11 protein-coding genes and 1 pseudogene are annotated in these 13,918 nt (G+C 66.3%); 6 read left to right on the top strand and 6 right to left on the bottom strand.

The window, feature by feature from the left end; genetic code table 11:
• Positions 1-21: 21 nt before the first annotated feature.
• Positions 22-870 (top strand): arylamine N-acetyltransferase family protein, encoded by an 849-nt coding sequence (locus L6444_RS27465; RefSeq protein WP_236978456.1) that lies wholly within the window; start codon positions 22-24, stop codon positions 868-870.
• Here the strand turns inward: L6444_RS27465 and L6444_RS27460 are convergent.
• From L6444_RS27460 to fadD3, 5 genes and pseudogenes are all read right to left on the bottom strand, one after another.
• A pseudogene (locus tag L6444_RS27460) lies at positions 835-2,003 on the bottom strand (pyridoxal phosphate-dependent aminotransferase). The gene L6444_RS27465 and the pseudogene L6444_RS27460 sit on opposite strands and share 36 nt — an antisense overlap.
• Positions 2,000-2,950, bottom strand: coding sequence for an acyl-CoA dehydrogenase IpdE2 (gene ipdE2, locus L6444_RS27455; protein WP_236978455.1), 951 nt, complete (start codon positions 2,948-2,950; stop codon positions 2,000-2,002). Before ipdE2 ends, L6444_RS27460 begins: the two are co-directional and overlap by 4 nt.
• Before the next feature lie 54 nt (positions 2,951-3,004).
• The gene (locus tag L6444_RS27450) at positions 3,005-3,940 is read right to left on the bottom strand and encodes an acyl-CoA dehydrogenase family protein (protein WP_236978454.1); all 936 of its coding nucleotides are present in this window, start codon (positions 3,938-3,940) and stop codon (positions 3,005-3,007) included.
• A gap of 7 nt (positions 3,941-3,947) precedes the next feature.
• The gene (locus L6444_RS27445; protein WP_236978453.1) at positions 3,948-5,084 is read right to left on the bottom strand and encodes an acyl-CoA dehydrogenase family protein; all 1,137 of its coding nucleotides are present in this window, start codon (positions 5,082-5,084) and stop codon (positions 3,948-3,950) included.
• A gap of 1 nt (position 5,085) precedes the next feature.
• Positions 5,086-6,615, bottom strand: coding sequence for a 3-((3aS,4S,7aS)-7a-methyl-1,5-dioxo-octahydro-1H-inden-4-yl)propanoate--CoA ligase FadD3 (fadD3, locus tag L6444_RS27440; RefSeq protein WP_236978452.1), 1,530 nt, complete (start codon positions 6,613-6,615; stop codon positions 5,086-5,088).
• A 76-nt stretch (positions 6,616-6,691) separates the two neighbouring features.
• Between fadD3 and ipdE1 the strand changes: the two genes are divergently transcribed.
• Positions 6,692-7,840: an acyl-CoA dehydrogenase IpdE1 gene (ipdE1, locus tag L6444_RS27435; RefSeq protein WP_236978451.1), complete on the top strand. Its 1,149-nt coding sequence runs from the start codon at positions 6,692-6,694 to the stop codon at positions 7,838-7,840.
• Complete coding sequence (ipdF, locus tag L6444_RS27430; protein ID WP_236978449.1) at positions 7,837-8,625, top strand: (5R,7aS)-5-hydroxy-7a-methyl-1-oxo-2,3,5,6,7,7a-hexahydro-1H-indene-carboxyl-CoA reductase; 789 nt, start codon at positions 7,837-7,839, stop codon at positions 8,623-8,625. The genes ipdE1 and ipdF overlap by 4 nt, the downstream gene beginning before the upstream one ends.
• Positions 8,626-8,702: 77 nt before the next feature.
• Here the strand turns inward: ipdF and L6444_RS27425 are convergent, their stop codons facing one another.
• Positions 8,703-10,373 (bottom strand): PPE family protein, encoded by a 1,671-nt coding sequence (locus tag L6444_RS27425; RefSeq protein ID WP_236978446.1) that lies wholly within the window; start codon positions 10,371-10,373, stop codon positions 8,703-8,705.
• Between the two features lie 672 nt (positions 10,374-11,045).
• Between L6444_RS27425 and L6444_RS27420 the strand changes: the two genes are divergently transcribed.
• From L6444_RS27420 to fadA6, 3 genes are all read left to right on the top strand, one after another.
• Positions 11,046-12,029 (top strand): hypothetical protein, encoded by a 984-nt coding sequence (locus L6444_RS27420; protein ID WP_236978444.1) that lies wholly within the window; start codon positions 11,046-11,048, stop codon positions 12,027-12,029.
• Between the two features lie 67 nt (positions 12,030-12,096).
• Entirely contained in the window at positions 12,097-12,699 is a 603-nt protein-coding gene (kstR2, locus tag L6444_RS27415) for a TetR family transcriptional regulator KstR2 (RefSeq protein ID WP_236978442.1), read from the top strand.
• Between the two features lie 2 nt (positions 12,700-12,701).
• A complete protein-coding gene (gene fadA6 / locus L6444_RS27410; RefSeq protein WP_236978439.1) occupies positions 12,702-13,862 on the top strand; it encodes a steroid 3-ketoacyl-CoA thiolase FadA6 in 1,161 nt (386 codons plus the stop codon).
• Positions 13,863-13,918: the final 56 nt, after the last annotated feature.

Below are 13,918 nucleotides of genomic sequence, written 5' to 3'. Positions count from 1 at the left end.
CGGTGGTCGGCGGCTACCTTCATGGACATGGATCTCTCCGCATACTTCGACCGGGTCGATTACGGGGGTGACACGAGGCCGGGCCTGGCTGTGCTACAGGACCTGATCACCGCGCACACCGGCGCCATCCCGTTCGAGAACCTGGACCCGTTCACCGGCATACCGGTCGATGACCTGAGCCCGGAAGCGTTGACCGACAAGCTGGTTCACCGCCGCCGCGGCGGGTACTGCTACGAACAGAACGGCTTGATGGGCTACGTGCTGGCCGAACTCGGCTTCCGGGTGCGTCGGCTGGCCGGCCGGGTGGTCTGGATGCAGCCGACCGGTGCCCCGACCCCGGCCATGACTCACACCGTGCTTGCGGTGACCTTCCCCGGGGGCGCGGGTCCGTACCTGGTCGACGTCGGATTCGGCGGGCAGACCCCCACCTCACCGTTGCGCTTGCTGACCGGCGGGGAGCAGGCGACTACGCACGAGCCGTACCGCCTCGAGGACCACGGCGACGGCCTGGTGCTGCAGGCGAAGATCCGCGACGGGTGGCAGTCGCTGTATGAGTTCACCACCCAGACCTGCCCACAGATCGACCTGGCGGTGGGCAGTTGGTGGGTCTCCACGCACCCGTCGTCGCATTTCGTCACCGGCCTGATGGTGGCGCGGGTGGCCGGCGATGCGCGGCTGAATCTGGCCGGCCGTAACCTGGTCATCCACCGTGGCGACGGCAGCGAGAAGATCGGGCTGGACGGTGCCGCCGCGGTGCTCGACGCCCTTCAGGAGCGGTTCGGGATCAACCTGGCAGACTTCGACCGCGCCGCGCTGCAATCGCGCGTCGAAGCGCTACTGGCTCGGCAGCCAGCCGCGAATCCGGCGTAGCGCCTCTTCGATATCACTGGTCGGCCCGGCGAACGACAGCCGGACATAGGAATTGCCGCGGGTCGGGTCGAAGTCGATGCCCGGCGCGATCGCAACTCCGGTATCGGTCAGCAACTTCGAGCAGAACGCCAGCGAATCGGTGGTGAAGTCGGAGACGTCGGCGTAGACGTAGAACGCCCCGTCGGTCGGCGCCAGTCGCTCGATTCCGATGCGGCGCAGCCCGTCCAGCAGCATCAGCCGGTTGACGGCGTAATGCTGCAGATTCGCCTGAGCCTCGGCCCTCGACTCGGGCGTGAACGCCGACACGCCCGCGATCTGGGACAGCACCGGTGGGCAGATGGTGAAATTGCCGGTCAGGCAATCCACCGCGCGACGCAACTCTTCGGGTACCACCAGCCAGCCCAGTCGCCATCCGGTCATCGCGTAATACTTGGAAAAGCTGTTGACCAACACGGCATTTCGCGACACGTCTCCCACGCACAGCTGGTCGGTGGCGCCCCTTGGTAGACCAGTCCGTGATAGACCTCGTCGCTGATCAGCCGCACATCGTTGTCGTCGCACCAGGAAACGATCGCCGCCAGTTCCTCGGGCGGAATCACGGTGCCGGTGGGGTTGGCCGGGCTGGCGACTATGACGCCCTTGATCGGCGGATCGAGTTCGGCGAGCATCGCGGCGGTGGGCTGGAACCGGGTCTCGGGTCCGCACGGGATCTCCACCACCTCACAACCCAACGCGGACAGGATGTTTCGGTAGCAGGGATAGCCGGGGCTGGCCATGGCTACCCGGTCACCCACGTCGAAGCAGGCCAAGAATGCCAACAGGAAGCCGCCGGATGATCCGGTGGTCACCACCACCGCGTCGGGTTCGATGGAAAGGCCATGCTGGCGTTGATAATCCGTCGCGATGGCGGCCCGCAACTCCGGAATGCCCAGCGCCACGGTGTAACCGAGCTGATTGAGGTGCAGGGCGGATGCGGCTGCGGCCCGCACCGGCTCCGGGGCGCCGACGCTGGGCTGGCCGGCGGAGAGGTTCACCAGATCGCCGTGGGTGCGTTGCCGCTCCGCGGCGGCCAGCCAGACGTCCATCACGTAGAACGGTGGGATGCCCGCGCGCAGGGCGACATGTCCGGTCACGATTTCGAGAGTATCTCGGGCTCCAGTCGGCGCAGCAGCTCACGCGGCGGGTCGAGCAATTGCGCACTGCCGTGTGCACGCTTGAAGTACAGGTGCATGTCGTGTTCCCAGGTGATCGCGATGCCGCCATGGAGCTGGATACCCTCGGCGGCAACGATATTCAGCGCCTCGGTAGCGGCCAGCCGCGCCGCGGCTGCGTTGCGCCCGGTGGGCTCGTTGCAGGCGTCGTTCACCACGGCCTTGGCAGCTGCGACGGTGACGTACAAGTCGGCCATCCGGTGTTTGAGCGCCTGGAAGCTGCCGATCGGGCGACCGAACTGCACCCGGCTCTTCGTGTATTCGACGGTCAGGTCCAGACAGCGCTCGGCGGCACCGATCTGCTCGGCCGCCAGCAGGATCGACGCCGCGTCGGCAAGACCCGGATCCTCGCCCAGTTCGGCGGTCTCCTCGGGTGTCAACCGGGCCAGCCGGCGGGTCAGGTCCATGGTGGTGACCGGCTCCGCGCTGAACCTGGTCCACCGGCTCAGCCGGCCGCCTTCGACGGCGACGACGACGTCGGCGATGTCGCCGTTGACCACGTAGTCCGGGTCGAGCACCAGCGCCCCGATCGAGCTGCCTTCGGCCAGCGCGCCGAGTGTTTCCTCGTCGGGTTCCCCCGCCGCCAGCAGGGCGAGCTCGGCGAGCGTGGTGCCCAGCAACGGCGACGGCACCAATGCGCGACCCAACTCCTGTAGAACCGTTGCGGCATCGGCCAATTGGCCCCCGGCGCCGCCCAGCTCCTCGGGCACCACCAGGGCGGCGGCACCGACCTGCTCACACAGCAGCTGCCACAGCGACTCGTCGTAGCCGTGCTCGGATTCGATCGCCGCACGCACGGCAGCCGGACCGGCATGCTTGGCCACCAGGGCCGCCACGGTGTCGGCCAGCATCGCCCGCTCTTCAGACATGGCGCCGCTCCTCCTCATTGCTTCGCGCTGCGTCGTCGCCGGCGGTATCGGACGTCATAGCGCCTCCAGTACTCGGCGTCGGTGCGATTCCGGGGTACCCCAGGCGCAGCGCAGCGCCTGCACCCGCAGTAACAGCAGCGACAGGTCGTGTTCCTGGGTGAAACCGATCGCTCCATGAGTTTGCAACGCGGAGCGTGCGGCCAGCAGCCCGGCCTCTCCGGCGGCGACCTTGGCCGCACTGACATCGCGCGGTGCCATCGTCACCGCCGCCCCGTACACCAGGGGCCGGGCCAACTCGATCGCGATGTGTACATCGGCGAGCTTGTGCTTGATCGCCTGGTAGGAGCCGATCACCCGGCCGAACTGGGAACGTTGCTTGGCGTAGTCGACGCTGCCGGCCAGCAACGCTTCGGCCGCGCCCACCAGTTGCGCAGCGGTGGCCAGCACGCCGAACTGGTAGGCGCGCTGGATGTCTGCCTGCCAGGGGTCGCCGGTCGCGGTCACGTCGTACAGATGGCGACTGGGGTCGACAGACTCGTGGCGGTCGCCTGCTTCGGCTTCCCGCACCCCATCGGGCCCCACCGACAACACCAGGCCCGCGGTATCGGCGTCGACGGCGCGCGGCACGTCCGGCGGCAACGCCACCGTGGCGATCAGCTCACCGGCGGCCAGCTCGCCGCACCGCTCGTCGTCGGCAAGCAATATCGGTGCGACGGCAATGGATTCGGTGACCGGGCCGGGCACGCACCAATAGCCGAGCCGCTCGCACGCGACCACCAGGTCCACCGGTGCGGCGTCGATACCGTCGAACTTCTCGGGCACCAGCAGCGCGGTGGCGCCGAGGTTGGCCAGTTGCTGCCACACCTTGCGGCCGGGTGCGGCGTCGCCGGCCGACCAGGCCCGCACCGCGCCGGGCAGATCCGCGGCACCCAGGGCTGCGTCGATGCTGGCAGCGAAATCGCGCTGCTGATCGTCGAGTGCGAAGTCCATATCGCTTCTACCCCTTCTTCTCTCGGGGCAGTCCGAGCAGCCGTTCCGAAATGATATTGCGCTGAATCTCGTTGGTGCCGGCGTAGATCGGGCCGCCGAGCGCGAACAGCAGCCCCTCGGTCCACGGGCCGGCCAATTCACCGTCGGCGCCCCGGATGTCGAGCGCGGTCTGATGCAGCTGCACATCCAGATCCGACCAGAACACCTTGGTCACCGAGGATTCCGCGCCGAGCTCGCCGCCGCCGGCCAGCCTGGTTACCGTCCCGAATGTCTGCAGCCGGTAGGCCTGTGCCTTGATCCAGCCGTCGGCGACGCGGTCGGCGAACTCGGGGGGCGAACCGTTGTCCCGCCACAGCTGCACCAGTCGTTCGGCCGCGGCCAGGAAGCGGGCCGGGCTGCGCAGCGACATGCCGCGCTCGTTGCTCGAGGTGCTCATCGCCGCGCGCCAGCCGTCGTGCGGAGTGCCGATCACGTCCTGGTCGGGCACGAAGACGTCGTCGAGGAAGATCTCACCGAACCCGGTGTCGCCGCCGAGTTGGACGATGGGGCGCACCGTGATGCCGTCGGCTTTCAGGTCGAACATGAAGTACGTGAGCCCGTTATGGCGTTGCGAGCCGGGGTCGGAGCGGAACAACCCGAATCCCATGTCGGCGAACGGCGCTCGTGAACTCCAGATCTTCTGCCCGTTGAGCAGCCAGCCGCCGTCGGTCTTGGTTGCGGTGGACCGCAGCGATGCCAGATCGCTGCCGGACTCCGGCTCCGACCACGCTTGTGCCCAGATCTGTTCCCCGCTGGCCATTTTCGGAAGAATACGGTCCAGTTGTTCCTCGGTGCCGTGCGAGAACAGGGTCGGCGCCAGCATCGAGGTGCCGTTGGCGCTGGCCCGCCCCGGTGCGCCGGCGCGGAAATATTCCTCTTCGTAGACCACCCAGTGCAGCAGCGGCGACTCCCGGCCGCCGTACTTCTTCGGCCAGGTGATCACCGACAGGCCGGCGTCGAACAGCACCTTGTCCCAAACGCGGTGCTGGGCGAAGCCTTCGGCGTTGTCGTACGACTTGGTGGGAATCGAGTCCCGGTGGGCAGTGAGGAACTCGCGTACCTCGGCCGCAAAGGCCAATGTTTCTTCGTCGAAGTTCAGATCCAATTCAAGCCAACTCTCGCAGTTGTGGTTTGAGCACCTTGCCGCCCGGATTGCGCGGCAACGCGTCGACGAACCGTACCGATCGCGGTGTCTTGAAGTTCGCCAGATGTTCACGGGTGTAGGCGATCACCGCTGCCTCGTCGAGATCAGCGCCGGGCCGGGTCACCACGAACGCGCGGCCCACCTCACCGAGGCGCTCGTCGGGAACCCCGATCACCGCGGCGTCGGCCACGCCGTCGAGTCGCATCAGCACCTGTTCGATCTCGGCCGGATAGACGTTGAACCCGCCGCAGATGTACATGTCCTTGAGTCGGTCGGTGATCCGCAGGTTTCCGGCGTCGTCGATGACGCCGATGTCCCCGGTGTGCAGCCAGCCGTCGGAATCGATGGCGGCCGCGGTCGCCTCCGGGTCGTCGAGATAGCCCAGCATCACGTTCGGGCCGCGCAACAGGACTTCACCCGAATCGTCAATGCGCAGTTCGAAATCGGCGAACGGGCGGCCGCAGGTAGTGGCCACCGTCACCGCGTCGTCCTCGGGGCGGCAGGCGGTGCCCATGCCGTTGGCTTCGGTCAGACCGTAGGCGGTCAGAACGATGTCGATGTCGAGTTCGGACTGCATGCGCTCCACCAGCACCACCGGAACCGTGGCCGCCCCGGTCACCGCGAACCGCAGCGAACTGAGGTCGTAGTCGCCGCGGGCGGGGTGGTCCAGCAGCGTCTGGTAAATGGTGGGCGGGCCGGGCAGCACGGTGATGCGGTGCTGCTCGATGGCCTGCAGGGTGCGCAACGGGTCGAACGTCAGGTGCGGGATCAGCGTCGCGCCGGTCTGCAGGCAGGCCAGGATGCCGGCCTTGTAGCCGAAGTTGTGGAAGAACGGGTTGATGCACAGGTAGCGGTCGGCGCTGGTGATCTTCCCGTTGGCCGCCCACGCGGCGGAGGCGCTCAGCGACTGGCGGTGCGCGCACAACACGCCTTTGCTGCGGCCGGTGGTGCCGGAGGTGAACAGGATGTCGCTGACGTCCTCGGGGCTGACGGCGGCGGCGCGCGAGCGTGCGGTCGCGGCGGCTTGCGCGTCGTCGCCGCGGGAGACGTACTGCGCCCAGGTTCCGTCGTCTTCGTCGATCGGGATGCGCACGATGTGACGCAGCGCGGGCAGCGCACCAAGGTCCAGGTCGGCCGCGCGATCAACACCGAGGAACCGGCCGGCGGCAAACAGCACCGGCGCGTGCGTGCGGGCCAGGATGTCGGAGGCCTCCTCGGCGGTGTAGCGGGTGTTCAGCGGAACCATGGCCGCTCCGGCGTGGTGGATGGCCAGGCACGCGATCACCCAATGCCAGGTGTTCGGCGACCAGATGGCCACCCGGTCGTTCGGTTCGACGCCGAGCGCGACCAGGGCGGCCGCGGCGCGATGGACCTCGTCGCGCAGGGCGGTGGTGGTGAAGCTGCGGTCGTCGGTGATCAGCGCGTCGTGGTCGGGGTAGGAGCGCGCGAGACGATCCAGCGCCGCGGGAATGGTGCGGGGGACGCCGGTCACGGGGATGCTCCTTCTGGGCCCGGCCGAGCCGGACCGGGCGAACAAAGCAAGTGCTTGGTAGGTTAGCCTACAGGTTATGCAGGACGTCGAAGAGTTCCGGTCGGAGGTCCGCGATTGGCTCGCGGACAATCTGGTCGGCGAATTCGCAGCACTCAAGGGTCTCGGTGGCCCGGGGCGCGAGCACGAGGCGTTCGAGGAACGCCGGGCCTGGAATCAACATCTGGCCGCTGCGGGGCTGACGTGCCTGGGTTGGCCGGTCGAGCACGGCGGTCGCGGGCTGTCCACCGCGCACCGGGTGGCGTTCTACGAGGAGTACGCCAAGGCCGACGCCCCGGACAAGGTCAACCACTTCGGTGAGGAGCTGCTGGGGCCCACCCTGATCGCGTTCGGCACCCCGGAGCAACAGCAGCGGTTCCTGCCGCGGATTCTCGACGTCACCGAATTGTGGTGTCAGGGCTATTCCGAGCCCGGCGCGGGCAGCGACCTGGCCAACGTCGCCACCACCGCCGAACTCGACGGCGACCAGTGGGTGATCAACGGCCAGAAGGTGTGGACGTCGCTGGCACATCTGTCGCAGTGGTGTTTCGTGGTGGCGCGCACCGAGAAAGGTTCCAAGCGGCACGCCGGGTTGTCGTATCTGCTTGTGCCACTTGACCAGCCGGGCGTGCAGGTGCGCCCGATCATCCAGATCACCGGGACCGCGGAATTCAACGAGGTGTTCTTCGACGACGCGCGCACCGACGCCTCGCTGGTGGTCGGCCAGCCCGGCGACGGGTGGCGGGTGGCGATGGGGACGTTGACGTTCGAACGTGGGGTCTCCACGCTGGGCCAGCAGATCGTGTATGCCCGTGAGCTTTCCAACCTCATCGACCTCGCGCGGCGCACCGGCGCGATCGACGACCCGTTCATCCGGGAGCGGTTGACCCGGGCGTGGACCGGTCTTCAGGCGATGCGCTCGTACGCGCTGGCCACCATGGATGTCGAGCAACCGGGCCAGGACAACGTGTCGAAGTTGTTGTGGGCCAACTGGCATCGCAGCCTGGGCGAGCTGGCCATGGACGTCATCGGCAAGCCGGGGCTGACGCTGACCGACGGCGAGTTCGACGAATGGCAACGCCTGTACCTGTTCACCCGTGCCGACACCATCTACGGCGGCTCCAACGAAATTCAGCGCAACATCATCGCCGAGCGGGTGCTCGGCCTGCCCAGGGAGGTAAAAGGGTGAGCTTGTCCGAGGCGCCGAAAGAGATTGCCGGACACGGCCTGTTGGACGGCAAGGTGGTGGTGGTGACCGCGGCCGCGGGAACCGGTATCGGTTCGTCGACTGCCCGCCGTGCCCTGGTGGAAGGGGCCGACGTGCTGGTCTCCGATCACCACGAACGACGGTTGGGTGAGACCGCCGCGGAATTGGCTTCGCTGGGACTGGGCCGGGTGGAGCACGTGGTGTGCGACGTGGCATCCACCGCCCAGGTCGACGCGTTGATCTCCACGGCGACAGCGCGTTTCGGGCGCCTGGACGTGTTGGTCAACAACGCCGGGTTGGGTGGGCAGACGCCAGTGGCAGACATGACCGACGAGGAGTGGGACCGGGTGCTGGACGTCTCGCTGACGTCGGTGTTCCGTGCCACCCGGGCGGCGTTGCGATACTTCCGGGACGCCGATCACGGCGGGGTGATCGTCAACAACGCCAGCGTGCTGGGCTGGCGGGCGCAGCACTCGCAATCGCACTACGCCGCGGCCAAGGCCGGCGTCATGGCGTTAACCCGTTGCAGCGCAATCGAAGCCGCGGAATATGGGGTGCGCATCAACGCGGTGTCACCCAGCATTGCGCGGCACAAATTCCTGGACAAGACGTCGTCGTCTGAACTGCTGGACCGGCTCTCGGCCGGTGAGGCGTTCGGCCGTGCCGCCGAGCCGTGGGAGGTGGCGGCCACCATAGCTTTTCTGGCCAGTGACTACTCGAGTTACCTGACCGGAGAGGTGATCTCGGTTTCCAGCCAGCACCCCTGAGCTTTTGTGGTTGGCGGCGCAATCTAGCGACGGTTAATCGGCGTGTCGCGTCGTCGATTTCACACTCGGTGGGCCGATCAGCCGGTCACGAGTTTGAGTAACTGGGTGATGCTGAACAACCCTGACAGGCCGGTGCCGAAGTTCAACACACCGGTGTTGTAGCCGCTGATCACACCGCTCGGGGCAGTCTGGATTGGGCCGGTGATGCCGGTGTTGAAGAAGCCCGTCACGTAGCCGTTCTGCGATGAACCGCCGCTGGCGCTGTTGAAGAAGCCCGAAGCATAGGCGTTCCCGTTGCCACTGAGGTGGGTGTTGATGCCCGAGACGTAGGAACCGCTGTTGAAGAAGCCTGAGGTGGTGGTGCCGCTGACGTTGGTGGCGGAGCCGAGGCCCGTGTTGAAGTTGCCGGAATTCCAGTAGCCGGTGTTGATGCTGCCCGAGTTCCCCCCGAACGTGTTTGCGGTCCCGGAGTTGTCCATGCCGGTGTTCAACCCTCCGGCGTTTCCGATGCCGGTGTTGAAGCTGCCCCCGTTCCCGATGCCGGTATTCAGTTGACCGGCGTTGCCGAACCCGAAGTTTCCCTGGCCTGAATTTCCCAGACCGATATTGCCGAGGCCCGTGTTGCCGATGCCGAAGCTCTGGATCTTGCCGATGTCGGCGGGGTTGGCGACGTGGGCACCCGAGCTGAAGAGGCCGACGTTGCCGTCGCCGGAGTTGAAGAACCCGATGTTGTTGGTGCCGGAATTGCCGAAGCCGATGTTGCCGGTGCCGGAGTTCAGGCCGGTGAAGTGGAAGGTGCCGTTCGTCCGGTCGTAATAGGCGTTGCCGATGCCGGTCAGGTTGTTGCCGGTGAGTCCGAAGCCCACGTTGTTGTTGCCGGTATTTCCAGCACCCTGGTTTCCGGTGCCGGAGTTGGCCAGTCCCATGTTGTTGTTTCCGGCGTTGGCCAGGCCGACGTTGCCCCCGACGCTACCGACGTTGCCCAGGCCGATGTTCTTGTCGCCGAGGTTGCCCAGGCCGTAATTCCCGTTGCCGATATTTCCGCTGCCGACATTGTTGCTGCCGTGGTTGCCACCGCCGAAGTTGGAGTTGCCGGTGTTTCCATTACCGATGTTGCTGTCACCGGTGTTGCCACCACCGAAGTTGCCGCCACCCTTATTGCCTACACCGATGTTGGGGCTGGTGGATGCTGCTGCACCGCTGAGGATTTGGCCGATGCCGGGCAGGTTCTGCAGGGTGGTTTGCCAGGAGGAGAGTTGTGCGGCTGCCGCGGAGGCGCCCGCATGGTAGTTGGCCAGCGCGGTCACGTCGGCGGCCCAGAAGTCGTTGTAGAGGCCTTCCAGCGACGCGATGAGGTGGCTGTTGAGGCCGAAGAGGTTGGTGCGGGCGGCCAGCACGAATGCGTTGCGGTTGGCCAGGACTTCCAGCGGGTGGATGGTGGCGGCCTGGGCTTGTTCGAAGGCCGCGACCACGGCGTTGGCGCCCCGGGATGCGTTGTGCGCCTGCTGGGCTGCGGCTTGCAGGAACGCCGAATAGGGTGCGGCCGCCCGCGTCATGGCCAGCGAGGCGGGGCCTTGCCAGGCTTGGCCGGCCAGGTTGGCCGTTACCGAGGCGAAGGACTGCGCGGCGGTCTCGAGTTCTTCACCGAGCCCGGTCCAGGATGCGGCGGCGGCCAACATGGGGGCTGGTCCCGCGCCGTTGAACATTCGCCACGAATTGACTTCCGGTGGGAATCCGAAAAAGCTCATTGCGCTGACCTCCATTACCCGCCAACCGAGACCCGACGCAGAGAACATACGGCGCTGGGGCGGAGTTGGTATGCGGTTTCGCGGAATTTGCTCTGCCAGCGGCCGAAGTGAGCAAAATGCGTAGCTCAATCCCGAGACCGAAGTTCGCCCGGTCGGAATTCCGGAATCCGATGTCGCTCGAGTTTCCGATGCCGAAGCCGCGGATCCTGCTGACGTCGGCGACATTCGTCAGGACAAGCCCCAGTTGGAATACCTCGTCGCGCGCTCGGCAGGTCTGCGGTGATCAACATCAACCCGACCCGTGGAACCTCGTGGGACTGAACTGAGGCCGGCGAACGAGGCTGCAGACCGTCCGTGAATTCCGGTGAGCAATTGCTCCGTGCAGGTGACTTACGATTACCTGCGAGCTCACGATGTGGCGTGCCCATCGGTAGCCGTCCAACGGGGGAATTCGATGGTCAGTTAAAGCTTCGGTAGGAGGGGTTGTCCGTGAACTATGGGCCGGGTCCGCATCCGTGGGGCCAACCTCCCAATCCGGCTGACGACGCCACCCAAGCCGCTTGGTTGCCACCGGGGCCACCGGCGCCACCGGGGCCACCGGCGCCACCGTCGGGCTGGCCTGCGCAGGGAAATTCGGCGCCCGGTTACCAGGCGTGGCCGTCGGGCCCTCCGATGGGCGGCCAATTCGGGCCCCCGCCGGGCCCGCCGGGGCAACGCAGCCGCAAGCCCCTGATCATCGGCCTGAGCGTCGCGGCCGTCGTCGTCATCGTGATCGTCGTCGTCGTGGCGGTGATCGCGCTCACCGGCAGCAGCAAATCGGGCAGCGCGGGCGACGCCGTCCGGGGTTACCTCGAAGCGCTCGCCAAGGGTGATGCGGCCGCGGCGTTGAGTTACAGCGACGACCAGCCCGGGTCGAGGGATTTGCTCACCGACGACATCCTCAAGAAGCAGATCGCTCGGTGGCCGATTAGCGACATCAGGATCCTCAGCGACAGCGGGGCGTTCTCCTACGGACAGGTGCACGTCTCGGCCAAATTCGGTGACAACGTCTCCGACGTCACGCTGTCGGTGAAGAAGTCCGGCAAGGATTGGAAGCTGGAACACAGTGCGATCAAGGTGGACCCGTCGACCGTGTCCGAAAACAAGGCCCGGGATACCTTGACGTTCTTCGGAAGTTCGGTCGGCAGGTCGCCGACGTATGTGTTCCCCGGCTACGTCGAAGTGGGTAGCGACAACGCGAACGTGGCGGTCAAGCTGAAAAAGCCATTCCTGCTCGACAGCCTCTCCGGCGGTGGCTATTTCAACGACATGGACTACTCGCTGAGCGACAACGGACAGTCGGCGATCATGTCGGGAATCTCGGCGAGCCTGGCCGCCTGCACCAGGTCCAACCAGTTGGCGCCGCCCAACTGCCCGCAACGGGCCCGCGACCCGGAGATCGTCGACGGCACTGTGGCCTGGGGTCAACCGGATTTGAGTGGGTTGAAGGTCTCCTTCTTCGACCCGTACCAGCTGGAGGTCCGGGTGATGGGCGAAGTGGTGTTCCCGCTCAGCGCCCAGACGAAATCCGGCGGAACCAAGACGGGTCAGGTCCGCGCCTTCGTGGGTGCTAAGGCCGACGTCTCCCAGACCCCGCCAGTGGTGACGTTGACCTGACGCCCGCTCTGCGGAGCGGGTGCCGCACCCGCTGGCCGAGCAAGCGCTTGGTTGATACGCTGATTCGGTGGAACGGGTGGCCGGTCAGGCGAACAGCCGCCGCGACGAGTTGTTGGAGCTCGCCGCGGTGATGTTCGCCGAGCGTGGCCTGCGCGCCACCACCGTGCGCGACATTGCCGACGGCGCCGGCATCCTGTCCGGCAGCCTCTACCACCATTTCGCCTCCAAGGAGGAGATGGTCGACGAACTGCTGCGCGGCTTCCTGGACTGGCTATTCACCAGGTACCGCGAGATCGTCGACAGCGAACCCAACCCGCTGGAACGGCTCAAGGGCCTGTTCATGGCGTCGTTCGAGGCTATCGAGCATCGGCATGCACAAGTCGTCATCTACCAGGACGAAGCCCAGCGACTGTCCTCGCAACCGCGGTTCTCCTACCTCGAGGAACGCAACAAACAGCAGCGCCAGATGTGGTTGGACGTGCTGCACCAGGGCATCGAGGGCGGTTATTTTCGCACCGACCTCGATGTCGATCTGGTCTACCGCTTCATCCGTGACACCACCTGGGTGTCGGTGCGCTGGTATCAACCCGGCGGACCGCTCACCGCCCAACAGGTGGGCCAGAAATACCTCGCCATAGTCCTGGGCGGAATCCAGAAAGAAGGAGTCTGAAAATGCCGGAAGCGTACGTCATCGACGCTGTGCGTACCGCGGTTGGCAAGCGCGGTGGCGCGCTGGCCGGAGTCCACCCCGTGGACCTGGGCGCGCTGGGATGGCGTGGACTGTTCGACCGCAACGACGTCGACCCGGGCGCGGTCGACGACGTGATCGCCGGCTGCGTCGACGCCATCGGCGGTCAGGCCGGCAACATCGCCCGGCTGTCCTGGCTGGCCGCGGGCTATCCCGAAGAGGTGCCCGGCGTCACCGTGGACCGCCAATGCGGCTCCAGTCAACAGGCGATTTCCTTTGGCGCACAAGCGATCATGTCCGGGACCGCCGACCTGATCGTGGCTGGCGGCATGCAGAACATGAGCCAGATCCCGATCTCGTCGGCGATGATCGTCGGCGAACAATTCGGATTCACTTCGCCCACAAACGAATCCAAGCAGTGGCTGCACCGCTACGGCGATCAGGAGATCTCTCAGTTTCGCGGCTCGGAGCTGATCGCCGAGAAGTGGAACCTGTCCCGCGAAGAGATGGAACAGTACGCGCTGACCAGTCATGAGCGTGCCTTCGCCGCAATCCGCGGCGGCAACTTCGACAACGAAATCCTCACGGTAGAAACGGAAACCGGTCCGTTCCGGATCGACGAAGGACCCCGCGAGTCGTCGCTGGAGAAGATGGCCGGGCTCAAGACCCTGGTCGAAGGCGGTCGGTTGACGGCGGCGATGGCCAGCCAGATCTCCGACGGCGCCTCGGCGGTGCTGCTGGCTTCCGAGCAGGCCGTCAAGGATCACGGGCTGACTCCGCGCGCTCGCATCCACCACATCAGCACCCGGGGCGCCGACCCGGTGTTCATGCTCACCGGTCCCATTCCGGCCACCCGCTACGCGCTGGAGAAGACCGGGCTCTCCATCGACGACATCGACACCGTGGAGATCAACGAGGCGTTCGCGCCGGTGGTGATGGCCTGGCTCAAGGAGATCAAGGCCGACCCGGAGAAGGTCAACCCCAGCGGCGGCGCAATCGCACTGGGCCACCCGTTGGGTGCCACTGGCGCAAAGCTTTTCACTACGATGCTCAACACGTTGGAGCGCACCGGCGGCCGCTACGGTCTGCAGACGATGTGTGAGGGCGGCGGCACCGCCAACGTCACCATCATCGAGCGACTCTAGTTCGCTTTTCCCGCCGGGCGTGCATCCGACGATGCCCTGTCGTTCGCACCGTTGGA

It is taken from the genome of Mycobacterium kiyosense, from assembly GCA_021654635.1.
GTDB lineage: Bacteria > Actinomycetota > Actinomycetes > Mycobacteriales > Mycobacteriaceae > Mycobacterium > Mycobacterium kiyosense.
The sequence above is the reverse complement of the archived record's forward strand: the minus strand, read 5'-3'. Positions and strand labels throughout refer to the sequence as shown.